We start from the raw sequence: 20,100 nt of genomic DNA on the forward strand, positions 1-20,100 counted from the left end.
ATCACTCGTGAAGCAGCGACTCAATGAGTCGGGCCCCGGGGCGGGATCGGCAGGCCGTCCCCTGCCTGCCGTTCCCGCTCCGGGGCCCATTTCCGCCGGCGGCCACAGCCTCTCCGCTCGAAGCGCTGTTCCGCCAGGGGTCTATGTGGAACTTTTGGTTCCTGGACCGACCGGTTCTACTCGCCCGGGTGGGCGAGCTCGATGTCGTGACCGTCGACCCCGCTCCCGCTCACGGTCAGCGAGCCGGCCACCGGCGGGTAGCCGGTCGCGATCACGGAGTACTCACCGGCGTCCAGGTCGGTGAAGGCGTACACGCCGTCCTCGCCGGTCGTCGACGTGGCGACCACGTTGCCGGCCGCGTCGACCAGCGTGACCCGGGCGTCGTTCAGTGGTGCCCGGCCGGAGCCGGCCCTGACGACGCCCCGCACCAGCGCACCGGACCGCAGGGCCACGTCGACCCGGGTGACACCCTGGCCCCCGACCTCCACGGGCAGGGCCAGCGGACGGAAGCCCGCGGCCGTGACGGCGACGGTCACCGAGCCAGGGATGAGCTCACCGAAGGTGAACTCGCCCGCGTCGCCCGAGACGCCCGTGGCCAGCACGTCGCCGCGCACATCGGTCACGACGACCATGGCGCCCTGTACCGGGCCGCTGTTCTCGGCGGTACGCACGGTCCCGGAGAGACCGCTCGTGCCGGCGAGCAGGATGTCGTAGGCCAGCGGCTCGTCGCCGACGACCACGGTGGACGCCTGCGGCTGGAAGCCGTCGGCGGAGGCGATCAGGACGTACGAGCCGGAGGCCGGTGCGTCCAGGACGTAACCGCCGTCGGCCTGGGCGACGGAGCGCCCCAGCTGCCGGCCGCCCAGCGAGATCAGTGTCACGGCGGCGCGGGCGACGGGTGCGCCCTCGGCGCCCCGCACCACACCGCGTACGGGCGTGCCCTGGATGGTCAGCTCCTTCGTGTCGGCCGGCTCCTGCCGGGTGCCGGCCGAGGTGACCCCGGTCGTGACCTCGGCGGCCGGCGCGGTGCCGTCGGTGGCCCCGGCGGACCGGGTCGCGTCGGCGGCCTCGGCGGAGGTGCTGTCGTCTCCCGCCCTCGTCTTCAGGGCGACCTCCTTGATGAACAGCGTCAGGACGAACGCGACCAGCGCGGCGGGCGCGGCGTACAGGAAGACGTCGGCGACACCGTGGCCGTAGGCGACCTCCATGACCGTACGGAGCGGGGCCGGGAGCGCGTCCAGGTCGGGGATGCCCCCGCCGCCGGTTCCGCCGTGGCCCAGTGCCGCACCCTCGGGGCCGAGGTCGGCGAGGCCGTCCTTGACGTAGGTGGTGACACGGTTGCCCAGGACGGCGCCCAGCGCCGAGACGCCGATCGCACCACCGAGGGAACGGAAGAACGTCACGACGGAGCTGGCCGCGCCCAGGTCGGCGGGAGCCACCTGGTTCTGCGTGGCGAGCACCAGGTTCTGCATCATCATGCCGATGCCGAGACCCATGACGAGCATGAAGACGGCGATCTGCCAGTACTCGGTGTCGTACCGGATGGTGCCCAGCAGGCCGAGGCCCGCGGTGAGCAGGAATCCACCCGTGACCAGCCAGGCCTTCCAGCGGCCCGTCTTGGTGATGACCTGCCCCGACACGGTCGAGGACAGGAACAGACCGGCGATCATCGGGATCGTCATGACGCCGGACATCGTCGGCGACTTGTCCCGCGCCAGCTGGAAGTACTGGCTGAAGAAGACGGTGCCCGCGAACATCCCGATACCGACGAACAGCGAGGCCGCGGAGGCCAGCGTGATGGTGCGGTTACGGAAGAGGCGCAGCGGGATGATCGGCTCGCGGGCCTTGGTCTCGATGAACAGGAACAGTGCGATGAGGACGACGGTGCCGCCGAGCATCGTCCAGGTCTGCCAGGAGATCCAGTCGTACTTGTCACCCGCGAAGGTCACCCAGAGCAGCAGCAGCGAGACCGCGGCGCTGATGAAGAACGCGCCGGCCCAGTCGACCTTGACGCCCTCGCGCCTGGTCACGGGGAGCTTCAGGGTCTTCTGGAGCACGATCAGGGCGATGATCGCGAACGGCACACCCACGTAGAAGCACCAGCGCCAGCCCAGCCAGCTGGTGTCGGTGATGACACCGCCGAGGAGCGGGCCGCCCACGGTGGCGACGGCGAAGACAGCGCCGAGGTAGCCGCTGTAGCGCCCGCGCTCGCGCGGGGAGATCATCGCGGCCATCACGATCTGTGCGAGGGCGGAGAGACCGCCGACGCCGACGCCCTGCACCACACGGCAGGCGATCAGCATGCCGCTGCTCGTCGACAGGCCGGCGACTATGGAGCCGGCCACGTAGATGATCAGCGCGATCTGGACCAGCAGCTTCTTGCTGAACAGGTCCGCGAGCTTGCCCCACAGCGGGGTGGTCGCGGTCATGGCCAGCAGCGTGGCCGTCACGACCCAGGTGTAGGCGCTCTGGCCGCCACCGAGGTCGGAGATGATCTCGGGCAGGGCGTTGGAGACGACCGTCGACGACAGGATCGCGACGAACATGCCGAGCAGCAGCCCGGTCAGCGCCTCCATGATCTGCCGGTGTGTCATCGGCGCGCCGGCGGGGGCTTCGACAGCCCCGCGCTTGGCGTGGCCGCCCCGCACACCGGGTGGTGTGGTCGTAGCCATTTAAATCCTTGTCTTTGCTTCTGTTACACGGGTGTACGGGTGTGCGAATCGTCGGAGCGCCCGGCGCGGCAGTCGCCGCTGTGCTTTCCGGGGGCGCACCCCCCGGAGCCGCGGCAGGAGAAGCTGTCGCGCAGCCGGGACAACAACGTGTTCAGCTGACCGACCTCTTCGTCGGACCAGTCGATGAGGTTGTGGGCGAACATCTCGGTCGTCCGCCGGGCCAGCTCGTCGAGCAGTTCGTCGCCCGCGGGGGTCAGCCGCAGGATGCGGGACCGCTTGTCCGCCGGGTCCGGAAACCGTTCGATCCAGCCGTTCTCCACCGCGTGGGTCACATGACGGCTCGTCACCGACATGTTCACGGCGAGGAGTTCGGCAAGCCGGGTGATCCGCATCTCGCCGTACTGGGCCAGCAGCGTCAGCACGGCGGCCGAGCCGCCGGAACACTCGGCGGGCATGATGCGGACGAGGCCCCGCTTGACGGCTCCGACGGCGCTGAGCTGCCGGGCCAGTTCTTCGTACTGGCTCCGTGCTGCCACTGGCCCTCCAGAGGTCTCGCGAGGTTCATCTTGTTGCTTAGGGCAACGATAGAAGCAGTTGGTTGCTACAGGCAAACGAAATGGGGCTTGCAGAAGTAAAGGAACACAAAAGGCTGCGTAGAGGTCGGGTCAAGCGTGCAGCGCACGGCACACGAGGCCCGCCGGATGTGTCGCTCGTCACGCCCCAGGGGCGGGCGGAGGTCTCGCAGCGGCTGGTGGAGGCGGTGCGGAGTGCTCCGGCGGGCAGGTGAAGAGGGCGTGCGCGAGGAGGGAGGGCATCGGCCCCCACGGACCCGGGGGTTGGGCGGAAGGCCCGCGTTCGCTAGGGTCCTGGGCCATGGCACACAACCCCCACGCCCCGCAGCCGGGCCCCGAGGGCACTCACGACCCGGCGGGCAGCACGCAGATGTTCCGCGCGTTTGTCGACGAGGGCGAGCCGCAGCGCAGGCAGCAGCCCGCCGCGACCTCGTCCGGCCCGAAGACCGGGGTGATCGTGGCCGTCGTCGCGGTCATCGTCGTCCTCGGCGCGGTCGCCTGGCTCGCGCTCGGCTGACCGTCCCCGGCCCCCCGTCACGGCCGGCCCGCCGCCCCTCTCCGGGGCCGGGGTCTGCCCGGCGTCCGCGTGAGCGCGTACGCCGTCCTCCCGCACCGCTCCCGCACCGCTCCCGCACCGCTCGCCGGCGCGGGAGCGTCCGCGTTGCCCGGCGGGGCGCGGAAGTGTGTACGGGGCCGGGCGCCGCGGGAGCGTGAGCCGGCGTGTGCGCCTCCCGTACGCGGCCGAGCGGGCGCTTCCCGCGCCGTGCCCGGGCCGGGACGCGGCGAAGCCGCCGGGGCGGCGATCATGGTGCCCCGGCGGCCCGATGAGCCGCTCCGTACGGACCCGCCGGCGGTCAGTCGGCGATGAGCCCTTCCCTCAGCTGGGTGAGCGTCCTGGTCAGCAGCCGGGAGACGTGCATCTGCGAGATGCCCACCTCCTCGCCGATCTGCGACTGGGTCATGTTGGCGAAGAAGCGCAGCATGATGATCTGCCGCTCGCGCGGGGCCAGCTTGGCCAGCAGCGGCTTCAGGGACTCGCGGTACTCGACGCCCTCGAGCGCCGCGTCCTCGTACCCCAGGCGGTCCGCCAGCGAGCCTTCGCCGCCGTCGTCCTCGGGGGACGGCGAGTCCAGGGAGGAGGCCGTGTAGGCGTTGCCCACGGCCAGGCCGTCGACCACGTCCTCCTCGGACACTCCGAGCGCCTTGGCCAGCTCCGGCACCGTCGGCGAGCGGTCGAGCTTCTGGGCGAGCTCGTCGCTGGTCTTGGTGAGGGCCAGCCGCAGCTCCTGCAGCCGGCGTGGCACCCGCACCGACCACGAGGTGTCGCGGAAGAAGCGCTTGATCTCCCCCACGACGGTCGGCATCGCGAACGTGGGGAACTCCACGCCCCGTTCGCAGTCGAAGCGGTCGATCGCCTTGATCAGGCCGATCGTCCCGACCTGGACGATGTCCTCCATGGGTTCGTTACGGCTCCGGAACCGTGCCGCCGCGTACCGCACGAGCGGGAGGTTGAGCTCGATGAGTGTGTCCCGCACATAGGCCCGCTCAGGGCTGTCGGTTCCGTCGGGGCCCGAGACGGGACCCAGCGCGGCGAGCCGCAGGAACAGGGAGCGGGACAGGGTGCGGGTGTCGATGGCTTCCGAGCTGGTGAGCACGGCGGGTGCCGGCACGCTCTTCGTGAGCGTGAGCACCTTCGAGCTGCCCTGTTCTGCGGACATGCCACCCCCTTGAGGTCGCGGACGGTCGCGGTGGCCACGACCATCGGAGGAACGCAGCCTCCACCTGAATACCGGAGGTGGGGCTGCGGCAAACGCGGTTCGAGCAGAATGTCACATGTCGGCAACACGCTGTAGTGACATGTCGACAAGTCAGCGCGGAAACTGCGCAGGAAACAGGGGGTGTGCGGCTTTTACGCCCCCGGATCCGGCTCTCCAGGGGTCTACCCGTTCCAGCTACGCCTCGATCCTGTTTGCGGATCGCAGTCGGGCGAAACTTCTGGCCAGAAGCCTTGACACATGCATCTGGGAGACACCCAGTTCGGCACTGATCTGTGACTGCGTCAGGTTGTTGTAGTAGCGCAGCAGCAGGATCCGCTGCTCGCGCTCAGGCAGCTGGACGAGCAGATGCCGTACCAGGTCGCGGTGCTCGACCCCGGCCAGGGCCGGGTCCTCGTAGCCGAGCCTGTCCAGGAGTCCTGGCAGCCCGTCGCCCTCCTGGGCCGCCTCCAGGGAGGTCGCGTGGTACGAGCGGCCCGCCTCGATGCAGGCGAGGACCTCCTCCTCGGAGATCTTCAGCCGCTCGGCGATCTCGGCGGTGGTCGGCGAGCGGCCGTGAGCGGTCGTCAGGTCCTCCGTGGCGCCCGTGACCTGGACCCACAGCTCGTGCAGCCGCCGCGGCACGTGCACGGTCCGCACGTTGTCGCGGAAGTAGCGCTTGATCTCGCCGACCACGGTGGGCATGGCGAACGTCGGGAACTGGACGCCGCGTTCCGGGTCGAAGCGGTCGATGGCGTTGATCAGGCCGATGGTGCCGACCTGGACGACGTCCTCCATCGGCTCGTTGCGGCTGCGGAAGCGGGCCGCGGCGTACCGCACGAGCGGCAGGTTCGCCTCGATCAGTGCGGTGCGCACCCTGTGGTGCTCCGGGGTGCCGGGTTCGAGGTCCTTGAGCCGCCCGAAGAGCACCTGGGTCAGGGCTCTGGTGTCCGCGCCCCGGGTTCTGGCGGGCGTGGTGGGGTCGGGGGTCTCGGTCTGGATGTCGTCCGTCTGGACGTTCTGGGGCGGGACTTGAGGCGCTGTACTGGCCGGCACGGTGTCGCCACCCCTTTGCGGTCAACTACGGTCAACTCATCCGTCAAAAGCGGTCATAGCATCACAAGACATGTCCACTGTGTGCAAGCACCGCATGGAGTCGTGTTGGGGGCGTTTTGGTTTAAACATGCCGAGAAGCCCCTCTCCTGTAGGGGAGGGGCCGCCGGGACCGGATGTCCGAAAGGGTCAGAAGGGGTAGTCGGCGATCACCCAAGTGGCGAACGCGTGCCACTGGCCGGCCGCCGCCTGGTGCTCGGGGTGCTCGACGTACCGCTTGAGCGCGTCCTCGTCGGCGACCGCGGAGTTGATGGCGAAGTCGTACGCGACCGGCCGGTCCGTGATGTTCCAGGCGCACTCCCAGAACTCCAGCTCGGGGATCTTCCCGCCGAGCTCCCGGAAGGCCTCCACCCCGGCGACGACCCGCGGATCGTCACGCTTCACGCCGTCGTTCAGCTTGAACAGGACCAGGTGGCGGATCATGGTGGTTCTCCTACTTCACGAGCTCGGACATGAAGTCTCCGACGCCCTGCGCGGCGCTCGAAACACCTTCGAACCCTATTTGAACGAGGTCGGCGCTCCGCTCGGGAGAGGTGATGATCGTGTACAGCACGAAGACCACAATCATGTAGAGCGCGATCTTCCTCGCTTGCACCACAGCCCCGCCCCTCCCCTTCGATCACCTGTGCAGTCGGGTGATTCTAGCCGCACGTATGGCCGTATCCGGTGGCCGTTTCGGATCACTTATGAGGCCTTTAGGGTCGAAGGGCCCGGCGATTCGGGCCCTTTGCCGACGGGCGCGGCTTACGGCAGGGGGGAGTATGGGGTGTGTGCCCGCCGCGTCCTCAGGAACGCGCGGGCTGAGGAACGGGACCTCCACGAGGTTCCCACCGCGTGACTTCCCCCCGACCGCGGCGAGGGCCTACGGTCCCCGTTCTCACCGGGGGAAGCGGCTTGTCCCCCCGATGCCGCTTCCCCCGACCTGACGACCGAAGGGCCCGGCGCATCGCGCCGGGCCCTTCGTGTCATGCGTCCCCGTACGGGTCAGTCCTTCCGCAGGCCGACCGTGCCGGGAGTGGTGTCCTGGGCATCGGGGTCCGCGCCGTTGCGGGGGGCCGGGACGGCCGCGGAGGTGACCACGGGGGCCTCCACGGGGGCTTCCTCGGCGGCCAGGCGTTCCATGCCGCTCGTCGTCTTGAGGGGCTTCTCCTTGATGAAGAGCACCGCGAGAAGGCCGAGGAAGGCGAACGGGGTGGCGATGAGGAAGAGATCGCCGGTCGCGACGCCGTAGGCGTGCTCGACGATGTTCTTCATCGGCTCGGGCAGCTTCGTCATGTCGGGTACGGCGCTGCCGTGCCCGCCGCCGGCCACGGGGATCCCGCTCTCCGACAGGCCCTTGGCCATCTCGCTGGCCACCCGGTTGGCGAGGATCGCGCCGAGCACGCTGGTGCCGATGGTGCCGCCGAGGCTGCGGAAGAACGACAGCACGGAGGTCGCGGCGCCCAGTTCGTGGGCGGGCACGTCGTTCTGCGCGGCCAGCACGAGGTTCTGCATCAGCATGCCGACGCCGATACCCATGAGTGCCATGTAGAGGCTCAGCAGGCCGAAGTGCGTGTCGGCGTCGATGGTCGAGAGCAGACCGAGGCCGGCCGTCATGACGACGGCGCCCGAGACGAGGTAGATCTTCCACTTGCCCGTGGCGGAGATGATCTGTCCGGCGACGGTGGAGGAGACCAGCAGACCACCGATCAGCGGGAGGCTCATGAGCCCCGCGACGGTCGGGGACTTGCCCAGCGAGATCTGGAAGTACTGGGACAGGAACACGGTTCCCGCGAACATCGCGATACCGACGAAGAAGCTCGCCAGGGTCGTCAGCGACACCGTGCGGTTGCGGAAGATGTCGAGCGGGATGACCGGCTCCGCGGCCTTGGACTCGACGTAGACCGCCGCCACCAGGAGCACCACCCCGGTGGCCACCAGCGCGGCCGTCTGCCAGGACGCCCAGTCGAAGCTGTTGCCCGCGAGGGAGGTCCAGATCAGCAGCGCGGAGACGCCCGCGACGATGAGGAAGGCGCCCGTCCAGTCGATCCTGACCTCACGGCGGACGGTCGGCAGCTTCAGGGTGCGCTGGAGCAGCACGATCCCGGCCAGTGCGAACGGCACACCGATGAAGAAGCACCAGCGCCAGCCGAGCCACGAGGTGTCCACGAGGACACCGCCGATCAGCGGACCGGCGACCGTGCCCACGGCGAAGACCGCGCCGAAGATCCCCGCGTACTTGCCGAGCCGGCGCGGCGGGATGATGGCGGCCATCACGATCTGGGCCAGCGCCGTCAGACCACCGGCGCCGATGCCCTGGATGACACGGCTGACGATCAGGGTCACGACGTCCTGGGAGAAGCCGGCCACCAGCGAGCCGACCACGAACAGGCCGAGCGAGAGCTGGAGCAGCAGCTTCTGGTTGAACAGGTCGGCGAGCTTGCCCCACAGCGGCACGGTGGCCGTCATGGCGAGCAGTTCGGAGGTCACGACCCACGTGTACGAGGACTGGCTCGCACCGAGATCGGCGATGATCCTCGGCAGGGCGTTGGCGACGACCGTACCCGCGAGGATGGCGACGAACATGCCCGCCATCAGCCCGGACATCGCCTGGAGTATCTGACGGTTGGACATGGAGGTGGGCGCCTGTCCGGGCGCCTCGGTTGCGGTCACGGTGTCCTTCTTCGGTACTGGTGCAGAACAGGGTCGGTGATGTGCGGGGCGCTCCCCGGCGGTCGGCGGCGTGCCGGGGCTAGGCGGAGGGCCGCGGGAGGCCTTGCGCCAGTTGGGCGAAGACGTCCTGGAAGACGTCCGCGAGCGCGGTCTTCCCGGGGTGGGCGCACCAGTGCTCGATGGCGACCCGCAAGGCGGTCTGGGTGACCGCGGCCAGGAGCCGGGGAAAGGTGCCGGCGTCGGACGGCCCTTCCGCGCCCGGCCGGGTGGCGTCGAGCCAGTCGGTGATCGCGGCGGACAGGGCCCGCTCCTCCGCCACATGCGCCTTCAGGCCGCGGTGGATGAGGTGCGGTGACCGCTGGAGCACCTTGGACTGCAGGGCCCAGAACTCCTGCCGGCCCTCGAATCCGTCGAGCTCGGCGACGAGGGCGTCGCGGACCACCTCGAGCGGCGGCCGGTCGGCGGGGGCACGGCGCACGGACTCCCTGACCCGCTCGCCCACCTCGTCGTCGACCAGGACGAACGCGTCGTCGTGACTGGGGAAGTAGTTGAAGAACGTTCTGGGGGAGACGCCGGCGGCCTCACTGATGGCCTCGACCGTGACGTTCTCGACGCCGTGCTCCGCGGCGAGGCGTACGGCTGCCTCCGCGATGGCCCTGCGCGTGGCCTGCTTCTTGCGCTCCCGGAGCCCGGGTCCGGATGTCGTCGTCTTCGCCACATCGTGCATAGTAGGCAAAGATGCACATCCTGCAAAATTATTTCGCGGGTGGTTCCAGGAGCCGGTGGTACCGACCCGGGCGCCGGCGAGCAGGGTGCGCACGTGATCCTCGCTGTGCGGGACGGGGCCAAGGGGCACCGGGCGGTCGCGGAGATCACCGCCGGGCACCCGGGCGACGAACTGGCGGTCCGCCAGGCCGGCCTGACGGGCCTGGACTCGGCCCGCGATTTTTTCGGCCCGCTGCGCGCCGACCGGTCGAGCCTGGACGTGCTCATCGACAACGCTGGTCTGATGGCACCGCCCCGGACGTCCGACGGGCGTGGCCCGGCCACCACCGGGAGCGCGCCCTCGCCGCTTCCGGCGTGGTGCGGACGTGCCGCACGCAAAACACCCTCCTGACGCTGTTTTCACAGTTCAGGAGGGTGTGAGAGCGGTAGCGGAGGGATTTGAACCCTCGGTGAGTTTCCCCACACTCGCTTTCGAGGTCTGTTCGCGCTGGTCAGGTGCCTGTACGCCATCGTTCACGGCCGTTCGCGACGGGCTTTCGGCCGCGACCCTCTAGACCCGAAGTACGGCCGTGAACGGTGGTGCACGACTGTGAACGAGACGGAAACTGAGACGGAGCACAGGCAGGGAACGAGACTGTGCCGAAGCCGCCTCTGCATGCCCTGTGCCGTGCGCTGCGTGAATCACTAGGCCGAGGAATCTGCCTCGTCGATGCCCCTGCGGTCAGGCGCCACGGTCGGCCCGCAATGATGTCCTCTTCATCACGAGATCCTGGGGGGATCATGTGCACGCGCATCGCAGCCGTCTTCACGGTGGGCCTGATACTTGCGACGCTCACCGGTTGCAGCAGCAGCGACCGGGAAGACACGACGGTTGATGCTTCCAAGGCGGTGGTCACTCCCAAGACGCCGCTCTACACCGTGGTTAACAAGGTCGAGAAGAGCAAAGTTGGCAGCGTGGACCTAGTGATCCCGAACGCCACCGTGGAGGAGGCCAAGGCAGCCATCCGGGACTACGCCAAAACCATCGATGGTCAGTTGAACTACGGCATCAACGTAATCCGGGACAAAGACGACATGGGCATCGAGGATTACGTTTGCCATGGCGAGTGGGTGATAGACGAGCAGGCAGCCCGGGCGTACACCGGCGGCCGCGTCACCTCCGACACTTGGCCAGCGATCGGGTGGTACTGCTCCAATCCCAAGCAGGCTTAAACCCGCGCCCGACGACCGCAGTACGCCCACGGCTGCGCCGACGGGAAGACTTGTGGCCGCAAGGCTGGGTACTGCCCGCAGCGCCAGCGCACCAATCCGGAAACGGCCGACACCGAGTCGCGCGCCGGCCGCCGGGCGGTCGGGCTTCCGCAGCAGCTTGTGGACCTACTCCGTACCCACCGGAAACGGCAGGACGCTGAGCGGGCCGCTGCCGGGGACCGCTGGAAGGAAGAGGGCTGGCTCTTTGCCACCGCCGTCGGCTGTGGCACCTCACCCCGTACGGACTACGACGACTGGAAGGAGCTGTTGCAGGCTGCCAAGGTCCGGGACGGCCGACTGCATGGCGCTCGCCACACGGCCGCGACGGGCTGCTGATCCTCGGAGTCTCGGAGCGGGCCGTCATGGGGCTCATGGGCTGGTCAACCACCGCAATGGCCGCCCGCTATCAGCACATGGTCGACACCGTTCGGACCAACGTGGCGGAACAGGTCGACGGGCTCATCTGGCAGTAGGAAGAACCTCCGGGCGTGTCGCTGGCAGGCACGCCCGGAAACCGCCTGCTATTGCACGGCCTTGCCACCCAGCAGGCCGACCATGGCACCGAAGCCCAAGTTGGCGAGCGTGGAACAGGTGTCCATCGCTGACTTTGCAGCGTCGGTCGGCTTCTCGATGAAGATCCCGATGTACAAGCTAGCCACGAGCGTGAGCACCGTGATCACCGTTACGCAAATGAAGACCAGCTTGAAGTGGGCGGTCACCGTGGTGACCTCAGGTACGGCAGCAGCGGTAACGGGCATCTGATCTGTGACTACCGCCGGCGCGGCACTCACAGCGCTGGGAGTCGCGAGTCCTTCACTCACTTGACCCGCCCCCTTGGGCAGGCTCGGAGCCGTTTACAACTGGTGGGGCAACTTGCTGCGCTGTCTGGCGGATGGTGGTCGAGTTCGCCGCTGCGGCATCTCCCGCTACAGGGCCGATGAAGACGCCGTCTTGAGGTACCGCTGTTACAGGATGGCTTTGGCTGGTGCTTCCGTGGGACGTGTCACCGTCATCCGTCTCTTTGCTGAGTAGCTCATTCAGCCTTGTCTGGATTTCCTCTGGGCTGGAACCACTCACCTCCACGCGCTTACCGTCGATCTCGACGATCAGGGAGGTTCTACGAGGGCGCCGGAAGATCGCGCGCAGAATGCTGCGCAATGAGTCACTGACCACGCTGATGATGCCGACCAGTGAGACGGCCGCGAGCGTGGATACCAAGTCGAATTGCAAGCCCCACCCCTCCCCCAGGATGGGAGTGAACGCGACGACTGCGTCACTCCGCACCCACGATTGTGCGTCACGGGACGCTCAGGCGTACCCCGTCTGCGTCGGCGCGTTGGGCGGTCCTAGAGCAGCAAGTGAGACGCAAACTGAGACGGAACGCAGTGAAGGGACCGACCTAAACGGGTCGGTCCCTTCATCTACCTGCGGTAGCGGAGGGATTTGAACCCTCGGTGAGTTTCCCCACACTCGCTTTCGAGGCGAGCTCCTTCGGCCGCTCGGACACGCTACCGAGAGAGAGCTTAGACCATGCCGGGCCCTGGTTCGAAATCCGATTCCGGGTGACGGCCCGGAGCGCGTGCCGGGCGGCCTCAGCGCTCCCGGAAGAACGCCGTCAGCAGGTCCGCGCAGAGGTCCTCCAGGACGCCGTGGATCACCTCGGGGCGGTGGTTGAGCCTCCGGTCGCGTACGACGTCCCAGAGCGAACCGGCGGCGCCGGCCTTCTCGTCCCGTGCCCCGTAGACCACCCGTCCGACGCGGGACTGTACGAGCGCGCCCGCGCACATCGTGCAGGGCTCCAGGGTGACGACCAGGGTGCAGCCGGTCAGCCGCCAGGAGCCGAGGGCGGCGGCGGCGCGGCGCAGGGCGAGCACCTCGGCGTGCGCCGTCGGGTCGTGGGTCGCCTCGCGCTCGTTGTGGCCCCGGGCGAGCAGGGTGCCGTCCGGGCCCAGGAGGACGGCGCCGACCGGCACATCGCCGGCCGACGCCGCCTGCGCGGCCTCGTCCAGGGCTTGGCGCATGGGTGCCTGCCACGGGTCCCGTACGGGATCCCCCGGAGGCGGTGAGGAGGGTGTGGGCGATGGTGCGTTCACCCGCGGACCCTAGCGGACGGCCTCCAGTACCTCGGCCGCTCCCAGCGCGTCCGCGATCTCCGCCAGGGCGTCGGTGCGCAGGGTCAGCAGATCCTTCTCGGACACCCCGAGGTCGGCGAGGACCCCGAGATCGCCGAGCGGCCCCGCCGGTACGGCGTCGGGGTCGTCATCCAGGTCGGGTCCGGTGACAGCGGCTGGGACGCTGCCGGCATCGGACTGGGGTTCTTCCGGTTCGCCGTCCTCCGTACCGTCGAGGTCGACGAGCTCCTCGAGTGCGGCGATCTCGTCCTCGGCCCCCGGTTCGCGGCCGAGCAGTTCATCGGTGAGCAGGATCTCCCCGTACGAGGAGCGGGCGGCGGCGGACGCGTCCGAGACGTAGATACGGGGGTCCTCCTCACCGTCCACCCGGATGACGCCGAACCAGGCGTCCTCCTGCTCGATGTAGACCAGGACCGTGTCCTCGTCCACCGAGGCCCCACGGGCCAGATCCGTCAGGTCGGACAGGGTTTCCACATCGTCGAGCTCCGTGTCGCTCGCTTCCCACCCGTCTTCGGTGCGCGCGAGCAGTGCGGCGAAGTACACCGTGACTCTCCCACTGGTCATAGGTGAATCGGTCCGACGGGAGGGCAGACGGTCATCCGGCTGCTCTGGGCCCCGCCCAATCGGCATCGTGGCAGAAACGAGCGCGATGCGAGACCTCTTCGACCGTTGCGTCGGCCATCAGTTGTTCCGGGTGCGCGTCCGCCGACGGTGCTCCGGAGCCGGTCCTGCCGCGCCGGAACCGTCCTCACCAGCGGAACGTACGCATCCGCATCTGTTGGCGCATACGGGCCGCGCGGGCCCTGCGCGGCTGAACCCGGTCGCGCAGTTGCTTCGCCTCGTGGAGCTCGCGGAGGAACTGCGCCCTGCGTCTCCGGCGCGCCGCGTCACTCTCCTGGGCGTCAGGCACGCTCTCCCGCGCGTCGGGCAGGTCGCGCGCGTCGCGTCCGGCCTGCCGCTGATTCCGCTGCTCCCCATCGGGCAATCGACACACCACCCCAAGCCTGGGTACGTATGTCCCCACCTTCCCCCCGAACAGGTGCTTGATGCCAGTGCGGACTGGCGGGAACCCCGCCCGGGGCACGGTTACTGTTGACGGCATGCGGATCCACGTCGTCGACCACCCGCTGGTGGCGCACAAACTCACCACACTGCGCGACAAGCGCACCGACTCCCCGACCTTCCGGCGTCTCGCCGACGAGCTGGTCACCCTCCTCGCGTACGAGGCCACCAGGGATGTGCGGACCGAGCTGGTCGACATCGAGACCCCGGTGACGCCCACGACCGGCGTGAAGCTGTCGCATCCGCGCCCCCTGGTCGTCCCGATCCTGCGCGCCGGTCTAGGCATGCTGGACGGAATGGTGCGGCTGCTCCCCACCGCCGAGGTCGGCTTCCTCGGCATGATCCGCAACGAGGAGACGCTCCAGGCGGAGACGTACGCCACGCGGATGCCCGAGGACCTCTCCGGCCGTCAGGTCTACGTCCTGGACCCGATGCTGGCCACCGGCGGCACGCTCGTCGCGGCCATCCGGGAGCTGATCAAGCGCGGCGCGGACGACGTCACCGCGGTCGTGCTGCTGGCGGCGCCCGAGGGCGTCGAGGTGATGGAGCGCGAGCTGGCCGGCACGCCGGTCACGGTCGTCACGGCCTCGGTCGACGAGCGGCTCAACGAGAACGGCTACATCGTGCCGGGGCTCGGCGACGCCGGTGACCGGATGTACGGCACCGCCGACTGATCCCCGCGGACCCGGCTCCCCGGACCGGCCCCCGCCGCCTCAGCAGGAGGACGGTGCCGGGGCCGGCTTCGTGAGGGCGGTGAGTGCCGAGGCCGCCGCCGCGGGGGTGCTGAACGCCTTGAACTTCGTACCGATGATCAGGTCCACGTCCGCGGTCCTGCGGGCGTCGGTCTTCTGCGCGGCTCCCGGCAGCTGGGTGGCGAGCACGGGGAAGGAGCCGTTCATGGCCGTCGGACCGCCGAGCAGCATTCCGGTGCCGGGCACCTTCTTGTCGTACGCGGCCGGTGCGTTGTCCACCTTGCCGATGGCGAAGCCGCGCTTCTTGAGTTCGTCCGCGGCGGCCTTGGCCAGCCCGCTGCGTGGCGTCGCGTTGTAGATGTTGACCTTGATGGTGGCCGGCTTCGGGAGCGCCTTCGCGGGCGCCGCGGCGCTCGCGGAGGGGCACACCTTCGGGCGGTCGGCCGCGTTCGCCTGTTTGTTCCCGCCGGTGAAGACGTCGATGAGCTGAAGCGTGCCCCAGCCGGCCAGGCCGAGGGCCACCACGGCGGCGGCGACCGAAAGTACCAGCTTGCGGCGATGACGGGGGCGCCGCATGCGGGGGTAGGTGTTACCCGTGATGCGGTACTTTCCGCCCAAGCCGGGAGGGGTCAGCATGCTCATGGGCGCAGCGTAGTGCGACCCGGTGAAGATGCGTACTAAACGATCAACCTATGGCACCCGTACGTGCATAAAAACACCCGAAAGGCCCGAAATGCTCCACGGGTGGGAGTGGCGCGCTCAGCCCAGTTCGAGCACGCGGGCGTGCAGCACCTGGCGCTGCTGCAGAGCGGCGCGTACGGCGCGGTGCAGCCCGTCCTCGAGGTAGAGGTCGCCCTGCCACTTGACGACGTGGGCGAACAGGTCGCCGTAGAACGTGGAGTCCTCGGCGAGCAGGGTCTCGAGGTCCAGCTGGCCCTTGGTGGTCACCAGCTGGTCCAGGCGGACCGGACGCGGCGCGACATCCGCCCACTGTCGGGTGCTTTCCCGGCCGTGGTCGGGATATGGCCGCCCATTTCCGATGCGCTTGAAGATCACACGGAAAGCCTACCGGGCAAGGGCCACCGGGCGCAGCCAGGGAACAGGACTGGAGTGGCGGCCGAAACGGGATGAACGCCGTGAATCGCCGCATGGCCCGTCCTGTCTGAGAGGCGGGCCCGTCCGCGTTCACCCGAGACCGCCTGGTGGCGGTGCGGCAGCCGCACGGTGTCGGCCGGATGAAACCCCGGTGTGTCGCTCCGCGGCGGGGGCGGGTCGCCGGCCCGCCCGCGGAGCGCGGTGCTCGTGGCGCGTTACTCGGTGACGCCGTGCGCGTGTCCCCTGCGCAGGCCGCCGCCGTCGCGGGGCTCCCCGGTGGCGGATGCGGCGGGGACCGGACGGGCCAGTGAGCCCAGGTCGTGGGCGTAGGTGCCCACCGCGTGGGCGATCACGTCGATGTTGGTGTCGAAGTGCCCCGTGCCGATGTTGTCCAGGCCGTCGCAGGCGGCGTGGTAGCAGGGGTCGTACGCGATGCCGGCCGTTCCGCCGAACGTCTCGGCCTGTGCGGCCGTCTTGAGGCCCTCGGCACCCGTGTCCGTGCCGCCCGCCGGGATGCCGGCCTCGATGAAGGGCCCGTAGTCGGATCGCCCGCTGAAGTCCGTGCCGGTGTGGGGCTTGTCCTTGCTGTCCAGGAAGGCGTTGATGTCGTGCTCCAGTTGGGCGGATCCCTCGGGGCCCGGCCCCGCGCCCACACCGTCGGAGTCGTCGCCGTCGAAGACGAACTGCGCGCCGTTCGGCGAGGCGATCATGTCGAAGTTGAGGTAGAGCGCGATCTTCCCGCGTTGCGCGTCGGTGAGCTTCGCGACGTACGCCTCCGAGCCCAGCAGGCCGCTCTCCTCGGCCGACCACCAGGCGAACCGCACCTTGTTGGCGGGCGCACGCTCGGACGCGGCCAGCTCCAGGGCGACTTCGAGGAGCCCGGCCGAGCCGGACGCGTTGTCGTTGATGCCGGGGCCGTCGGTGACGGAGTCGAGGTGGGCGCCGAGCATGACCGTCCTCGCGTCGTCACCTCCGCGGGTCTCGGCGACGACGTTGCGGGTGGTGCGCTCCTCCCGGAACTCGCGGATCTCGAGGGAGACCTTCACCTCGCCCTTCGCCACATCCGCGACGAGGCTCTCCCCCTCGTCCCGGGTCACCCCGCCGGTGGGGATCCTGCCCGCCTCGACTCCGCCCAGGGTTCCGGAGAGCGCCCCCTCGGTGTTGTTGTAGATCACCGCGCCTGCCGCGCCCGCCACCGCGGCCGCCGCCTGCTTCTCCGCGAAGGAGCAGCCGCCCCGCTTGATCAGGGCGATCCTGCCGGTGAAGCCGGCCGAGGAGTAGTCGGACGCCTCGCAGCCGGTGGTCTCGTCGGCGGGGACGGTGACGAGGTCCGCGGTGATCCCGCCCTCCTCGGTGGAGGCGGTGTACGTCATCGCCCTGATCGGGACGTCACGTGGCGTGGGGGAGACCACCGAGAGCTTCTCGGCGAGGGGCTCGGTGTAGGTGAAGTCGAACGCCTGGTAGCCCACCCGGTAACCGGCCTCGCGGAGCAGCTGGTGGACGTACTCGGCGGAGGCGTCATGGCCCGCCGAGCCTGCCGCGCGGTGGCCTTCCGCAGCGCCGGCTATGGCCTGGAAGCGCTCCAGATGCCGGTACGCGTCCTCGGCGGACGACCTCGCGACCAGGTGCCGGGACAGCTCGGCGGCGTCCCCGGCCGGGTCCGGCGACGCGTGCCCGCCGTCCGTGGACGCGGCGAGGAGAAGCGGTGCGGACAGGGCGGTGGCGGCCACGACGGCCACGGCTCTGCGACGGGTTGCGTGCACGGGAGTCCTTCCGGGGTGAACGGGTGTGGGGGGAAGGGCCGGGCGGGCCGGCCGGTGTCTGTGGGCAGCCGAGGGCGTTCCCGGGCAGGTGCGGTTACCTGGACCGGCTCGCCGCTCTGGCCGCCGCCTTCGCCTGCTGCTTGTACGCCCGCACCTCGGCGAGCGACTCGGGGCCGGTGATGTCGGCCACCGACCGGTGCGAGCCCTCCTCGCCGTACGCCCCGGCGGCCTCCCGCCAGCCCGGCGGACGTACGTCGAACTGCTTGCCCAGCAGGGCCAGGAAGATCTGCGCCTTCTGGGTACCGAACCCCGGCAGCGCGATGAGCCGTTTCAGCAGGTCGGACCCGGTGGCGGCGTCCTTCCAGACCGCGTCCGCCTGTCCGCCGTACTCGGTCACCAGGTACCGGCAGAGCTGCTGCACCCGTTTGGCCATGGAACCGGGATAGCGGTGCAGGGCGGGCTTCTCGGTGAACAGTCCGGTGAAGGCGTCCGGGTCGTAGGCGGCGATCTCGCCGGCGTCCAGATCGTCCGACCCCATGCGCCGGGCGAGGGTGAGCGGGCCGGTGAACGCCCATTCCATGGGTACCTGCTGGTCGAGCAGCATGCCGACGAGGGCGGCCAGCGGGCTGCGGCCCAGCAGTTCGTCCGCGTCGGGCTCCTGGGCGATCCGGACGGTGCGGGCCTTGCCGTTGTCGCTCTTGGTCATGCTTTCGATGATCGCGAGAGAGGCCGGGTTCGGCGACTCGGTGGGACGCCCCGCGGTGCGATACCTACCCGGCGCCCCCGGCTGGCGGCGGCTCCGGCCGGGCAGCCCGCATCCGCAGATAGCGGGCTTCGGGTGCGCTGAGGGTGAGGGCCGCCGCCCGCCGGTATGCCGCACGAGCAGCCTCGTGGTCGCCGGCCCTTTCCAGCAGGTGGGCCCGTACGGCATCCAGCCGGTGGTGGCCGGCCAGCCGCTCCTCCAGCGCGGCTACGGCCGCCAGCCCGGCCCGGGGGCCCCGCACCATGGCGAGTGCCACCGCCCGGCTCAGTTCCGCCATCGGGTCGGGGGCGCGGTGCACGAGGAGGTCGTACAGGGCGAGGATCTGCGGCCAGTCGGTGTCCTCGGCGCGGCCCGCCTCGTCGTGGAGCGCCGCGACAGCCGCCTGTAGCTGGTACGCACCGGCAGGCCCCTCGGACAGGGCCTCCTCGACCAGTGCGGTGCCCTCGCGGATGGCCTCCGTGTCCCAGAGGCCCCGGTCCTGCTCGTCGAGCGGGATCAGTTCGCCGTGCGGTCCGCTGCGGGCGGGGCTTCGGGCCTCGGTGAGCAGCATCAGGGCCAGCAGTCCGGTCACCCGCCCGTCCCTGGGCAGCAGCCCGCGCACGGCACGGGTCAGCCGGATCGCCTCACGGGCCAGGTCGGCGCGGTGCAGATCGCTGCCGGACGTCGCGGTGTACCCCTCGTTGAAGATCAGGTAGAGCACCTGGAGCACCGCGGCGAGCCGGCCGTCGCGGTCGGCGGGGCCCGGCTGCCGGAACGGCACACCGCGCACCTTCCGTTTCGCCCGGCTGATCCGCTGCGCCATCGTCGCCTCGGGAACCAGGTGGGCGCGGGCGATCTCGGCCGTCGTCAGACCGCCGACGGCGCGCAGGGTCAACGCGATCTGGGCGGCTGGGGACAGCTCGGGGTGGCAGCAGAGGAAGAGCAGGGTGAGCGTGTCGTCGGCGGCGGGAGCCCTGCTCTCGCCGGGCGGCGGGGCCGTGAAGGCGTCGCGGGGCGTGAGCGCGGCGGCCTTCTCCTCCCGCCGCTGCCGTGCTGACTCGCTGCGCAGCTGGTCCGTCAGCCGTCTGGACGCGGTCCTGATGAGCCAGCCGCGCGGATTGTCGGGCAGCCCGCGTACCGGCCACTGCCGGTACGCGTCGATCAGCGCTTCCTGGACGGCGTCCTCCGCCGTGTCGAAGTGGCCGTAGCGGCGTACGAGCGCGCCGAGGACCTGCGGCGCGTGATGGCGCAGCAGGTCCTCGATGCCGGTCGGCGTGTCGTTCACACGGCCCTTCCCGGCGGAGCGCGGGCGTCCTACTCCGGGGAGCCCGGTTCCCCGCCGTCGTCGATCGGACGGATCAGCACCGGATAGACGGGCGCACCCTCCGGCTGCGGACACTCCTGGATGCGTGCGGCGATCTCGGTGACCCTCTCCAGGCTCGCGCAGTCGAGCACCCAGTACCCGGCGAGCTGCTCCTTGGTCTCCCCGTAGGGACCGTCCGTGATCACCGGCCGGCCGTCCGCGCCCGGCAGCACCGCACGGGTCCGGGCGGGTTCGGTCAGGCCCTGGCCGTCGACCATCTCGCCTGACTCCGCCAGATCGTTGTTGAGCCCTTCCATGAAGGCGAACATCGCCTTCACGTCCTTCTCACTCCAAGCAGGGCTCCCGGCCGACGGCTTGCCGGCCATGGCCTCGTAGTCGGCCTGCGAGCCCTGAACCATCACGAGGCACTTCATGGTGTCGCTCCTCGGCTTCTCGGACGCCGCCCCTTGTGGGCAACTCTCACAGGGGACGTCGGAGCCTGCGACCGCTTCTCGACACCACGCGGGGTCCTCCTCCGAAATCACTCCGCCGCGTGGGTCCGGAAGCGGCC

At 69.8% G+C, this 20,100-nt stretch carries 23 protein-coding genes, 1 tRNA gene and 1 pseudogene; 5 read left to right on the forward strand and 20 right to left on the reverse strand.

Annotated features, from left to right (window positions below; translation table 11 throughout):
* Window positions 1-176 precede the first annotated feature (176 nt).
* Window positions 177-2,594, reverse strand: coding sequence for an MFS transporter (locus OO67_RS02465; protein ID WP_465269764.1), 2,418 nt, complete (start codon window positions 2,592-2,594; stop codon window positions 177-179).
* A 101-nt stretch (window positions 2,595-2,695) separates the two neighbouring features.
* Entirely contained in the window at window positions 2,696-3,208 is a 513-nt protein-coding gene (locus OO67_RS02470; protein WP_033296880.1) for a MarR family winged helix-turn-helix transcriptional regulator, read from the reverse strand.
* A gap of 337 nt (window positions 3,209-3,545) precedes the next feature.
* Between OO67_RS02470 and OO67_RS02475 the strand changes: the two genes are divergently transcribed.
* The gene (locus tag OO67_RS02475; protein ID WP_033296881.1) at window positions 3,546-3,761 is read left to right on the forward strand and encodes a hypothetical protein; all 216 of its coding nucleotides are present in this window, start codon (window positions 3,546-3,548) and stop codon (window positions 3,759-3,761) included.
* A gap of 337 nt (window positions 3,762-4,098) precedes the next feature.
* Here OO67_RS02475 and OO67_RS02480 read toward each other — a convergent pair whose 3' ends face one another.
* From OO67_RS02480 to OO67_RS02500, 6 genes are all read right to left on the reverse strand, one after another.
* Window positions 4,099-4,962 carry an RNA polymerase sigma factor SigF gene (locus OO67_RS02480; protein WP_033296882.1) on the reverse strand — a complete coding sequence of 288 codons (864 nt, stop codon included), beginning with the start codon at window positions 4,960-4,962 and terminating at the stop codon, window positions 4,099-4,101.
* Window positions 4,963-5,196: 234 nt separating this feature from the next.
* Window positions 5,197-6,054, reverse strand: a complete 858-nt coding sequence (locus OO67_RS02485) for an RNA polymerase sigma factor SigF (protein ID WP_033296883.1) — start codon at window positions 6,052-6,054, stop codon at window positions 5,197-5,199.
* Window positions 6,055-6,240: 186 nt separating this feature from the next.
* Window positions 6,241-6,534: a Dabb family protein gene (locus tag OO67_RS02490; protein WP_033296884.1), complete on the reverse strand. Its 294-nt coding sequence runs from the start codon at window positions 6,532-6,534 to the stop codon at window positions 6,241-6,243.
* Between the two features lie 10 nt (window positions 6,535-6,544).
* The gene (locus tag OO67_RS38880; RefSeq protein ID WP_014155101.1) at window positions 6,545-6,709 is read right to left on the reverse strand and encodes a hypothetical protein; all 165 of its coding nucleotides are present in this window, start codon (window positions 6,707-6,709) and stop codon (window positions 6,545-6,547) included.
* 386 nt (window positions 6,710-7,095) lie between these two features.
* Window positions 7,096-8,724, reverse strand: coding sequence for an MDR family MFS transporter (locus tag OO67_RS02495; RefSeq protein ID WP_244300031.1), 1,629 nt, complete (start codon window positions 8,722-8,724; stop codon window positions 7,096-7,098).
* 118 nt (window positions 8,725-8,842) lie between these two features.
* The gene (locus OO67_RS02500; RefSeq protein WP_033296886.1) at window positions 8,843-9,490 is read right to left on the reverse strand and encodes a TetR/AcrR family transcriptional regulator; all 648 of its coding nucleotides are present in this window, start codon (window positions 9,488-9,490) and stop codon (window positions 8,843-8,845) included.
* A gap of 93 nt (window positions 9,491-9,583) precedes the next feature.
* On the opposite strand from OO67_RS02500, the gene OO67_RS02505 reads away from it, so the two are divergent.
* The 3 genes and pseudogenes from OO67_RS02505 to OO67_RS02515 form a co-directional block, all read left to right on the forward strand.
* A complete protein-coding gene (locus OO67_RS02505; RefSeq protein WP_157841645.1) occupies window positions 9,584-9,880 on the forward strand; it encodes an SDR family NAD(P)-dependent oxidoreductase in 297 nt (98 codons plus the stop codon).
* Window positions 9,881-10,269: 389 nt separating this feature from the next.
* The gene (locus OO67_RS02510; protein ID WP_033296888.1) at window positions 10,270-10,701 is read left to right on the forward strand and encodes a hypothetical protein; all 432 of its coding nucleotides are present in this window, start codon (window positions 10,270-10,272) and stop codon (window positions 10,699-10,701) included.
* Between the two features lie 9 nt (window positions 10,702-10,710).
* Window positions 10,711-11,213: pseudogene (locus OO67_RS02515) on the forward strand (tyrosine-type recombinase/integrase); the annotation flags it as partial.
* Window positions 11,214-11,261: 48 nt separating this feature from the next.
* Here OO67_RS02515 and OO67_RS02520 read toward each other — a convergent pair.
* The 6 genes from OO67_RS02520 to OO67_RS02540 form a co-directional block, all read right to left on the reverse strand.
* A complete protein-coding gene (locus tag OO67_RS02520) occupies window positions 11,262-11,561 on the reverse strand; it encodes a hypothetical protein (protein WP_157841646.1) in 300 nt (99 codons plus the stop codon).
* The gene (locus tag OO67_RS38520; RefSeq protein WP_157841647.1) at window positions 11,554-11,970 is read right to left on the reverse strand and encodes a hypothetical protein; all 417 of its coding nucleotides are present in this window, start codon (window positions 11,968-11,970) and stop codon (window positions 11,554-11,556) included. The genes OO67_RS02520 and OO67_RS38520 overlap by 8 nt, the downstream gene beginning before the upstream one ends.
* A gap of 198 nt (window positions 11,971-12,168) precedes the next feature.
* A tRNA-Ser gene (locus tag OO67_RS02525) sits at window positions 12,169-12,253 on the reverse strand.
* Between the two features lie 79 nt (window positions 12,254-12,332).
* Window positions 12,333-12,761: a tRNA adenosine(34) deaminase TadA gene (gene tadA, locus OO67_RS02530; protein WP_033296890.1), complete on the reverse strand. Its 429-nt coding sequence runs from the start codon at window positions 12,759-12,761 to the stop codon at window positions 12,333-12,335.
* Between the two features lie 81 nt (window positions 12,762-12,842).
* Window positions 12,843-13,415 carry a tRNA adenosine deaminase-associated protein gene (locus OO67_RS02535; protein WP_033296891.1) on the reverse strand — a complete coding sequence of 191 codons (573 nt, stop codon included), beginning with the start codon at window positions 13,413-13,415 and terminating at the stop codon, window positions 12,843-12,845.
* 205 nt (window positions 13,416-13,620) lie between these two features.
* Window positions 13,621-13,857 (reverse strand): hypothetical protein, encoded by a 237-nt coding sequence (locus OO67_RS02540; protein ID WP_033297020.1) that lies wholly within the window; start codon window positions 13,855-13,857, stop codon window positions 13,621-13,623.
* 115 nt (window positions 13,858-13,972) lie between these two features.
* On the opposite strand from OO67_RS02540, the gene upp reads away from it, so the two are divergent.
* Window positions 13,973-14,608, forward strand: coding sequence for a uracil phosphoribosyltransferase (gene upp / locus OO67_RS02545; RefSeq protein WP_033296892.1), 636 nt, complete (start codon window positions 13,973-13,975; stop codon window positions 14,606-14,608).
* 39 nt (window positions 14,609-14,647) lie between these two features.
* On the opposite strand, the gene OO67_RS02550 is transcribed toward upp, so the two are convergent.
* From OO67_RS02550 to OO67_RS02575, 6 genes are all read right to left on the reverse strand, one after another.
* Window positions 14,648-15,244: a LytR C-terminal domain-containing protein gene (locus OO67_RS02550; protein WP_033297021.1), complete on the reverse strand. Its 597-nt coding sequence runs from the start codon at window positions 15,242-15,244 to the stop codon at window positions 14,648-14,650.
* Window positions 15,245-15,385: 141 nt separating this feature from the next.
* Window positions 15,386-15,682: a type II toxin-antitoxin system VapB family antitoxin gene (locus OO67_RS02555; RefSeq protein ID WP_003955420.1), complete on the reverse strand. Its 297-nt coding sequence runs from the start codon at window positions 15,680-15,682 to the stop codon at window positions 15,386-15,388.
* Window positions 15,683-15,936: 254 nt separating this feature from the next.
* Window positions 15,937-17,484: a M20/M25/M40 family metallo-hydrolase gene (locus OO67_RS02560; RefSeq protein WP_033296893.1), complete on the reverse strand. Its 1,548-nt coding sequence runs from the start codon at window positions 17,482-17,484 to the stop codon at window positions 15,937-15,939.
* A 94-nt stretch (window positions 17,485-17,578) separates the two neighbouring features.
* A complete protein-coding gene (locus tag OO67_RS02565) occupies window positions 17,579-18,190 on the reverse strand; it encodes an HhH-GPD-type base excision DNA repair protein (RefSeq protein WP_033296894.1) in 612 nt (203 codons plus the stop codon).
* Between the two features lie 64 nt (window positions 18,191-18,254).
* Complete coding sequence (locus OO67_RS02570; RefSeq protein WP_033296895.1) at window positions 18,255-19,511, reverse strand: RNA polymerase sigma factor; 1,257 nt, start codon at window positions 19,509-19,511, stop codon at window positions 18,255-18,257.
* Between the two features lie 29 nt (window positions 19,512-19,540).
* Window positions 19,541-19,963 carry a YciI family protein gene (locus OO67_RS02575; RefSeq protein ID WP_033296896.1) on the reverse strand — a complete coding sequence of 141 codons (423 nt, stop codon included), beginning with the start codon at window positions 19,961-19,963 and terminating at the stop codon, window positions 19,541-19,543.
* Window positions 19,964-20,100: the final 137 nt, after the last annotated feature.

This window comes from Streptomyces atroolivaceus (assembly GCF_000717025.1).
GTDB lineage: Bacteria > Actinomycetota > Actinomycetes > Streptomycetales > Streptomycetaceae > Streptomyces > Streptomyces atroolivaceus.